We start from the raw sequence: 730 nt of genomic DNA, 5'->3' as shown, positions 1-730 counted from the left end.
GCCGGCTTCGGCTTGTTTGAGGATCGCCATGATCTGGCTGTCGGTAAATCGGGATTGCTTCATTGCTCGAATTTCCTTGTTGTGGAAATTCTACTTCAGCTCACTGCGGTTCTATGGGGGGATTACCGAATCGAGGCAATAATCTCCAAACAAAATAGAACAGAGGATGGGGGGAACAATGGCATTAGGCGACTTTTTCAGAGGCTCGGAACACAGGGAAAACGCTGAACGGCTGGAAGCCGAACTGCAGGCATTACGCCTGCAATCCAAAGCTGAATTGCAGGCACTGCGGCGGCAATCTCAAGAAGAAATACAGGCGGTCAGAACCATGTACACCGACCTAGAAGCTCAGGTTAGGCTCAACGGGACGCTGGACCTGGTGGCGACTCAAAAGAAGATTCATGACGAAAAAACCTTGTTAAGTGGTGTTCGGAGCCATATCGTAACGGCGCAGTCTGACCTGCAAGCAGCACGTTCACAGCTTCAAGCGGTTCAAAAACAGATTCTAGGGGCGGAGGACACCGTTCTGTTGGAGTCATTTGCACTTTATGAGCCCAAATATCAATTCACGAACAGCGTTGAATACAAGGATCGACTTGATGCTGCGTATTCCGGTGAAGATGACCGCTGATTCCGGTCTATCGTGACCGCTGCGCATTCGATGATGTTACGTGTTCAGATTGTATAGGTAGCGGTCACGATAGGTCGGTGGTTTTCTCCTTTTTGCTTA

General features: G+C 49.6%; 1 protein-coding gene. It reads left to right on the top strand.

Annotated features, from left to right (window positions below; translation table 11 throughout):
• The first annotated feature begins 178 nt into the window (after window positions 1–178).
• Window positions 179–631, top strand: a complete 453-nt coding sequence (locus CR159_RS21350; protein WP_143705506.1) for a hypothetical protein — start codon at window positions 179–181, stop codon at window positions 629–631.
• Window positions 632–730: the final 99 nt, after the last annotated feature.

Source organism: Pollutimonas subterranea, from assembly GCF_002849655.1.
In the GTDB taxonomy this organism is placed as follows: Bacteria; Pseudomonadota; Gammaproteobacteria; order Burkholderiales; family Burkholderiaceae_B; genus Pollutimonas; species Pollutimonas subterranea.
Note: the sequence above shows the minus strand (reverse complement) of the source record. Positions and strands in the feature narration are given on the sequence as shown.

Bases quoted from the DNA above. Each gene is read 5' to 3' on its own strand.
- CR159_RS21350 (WP_143705506.1), top strand. From the start codon at position 179: ATGGCATTAGGCGACTTTTTCAGAGGCTCGGAACACAGGGAAAACGCT.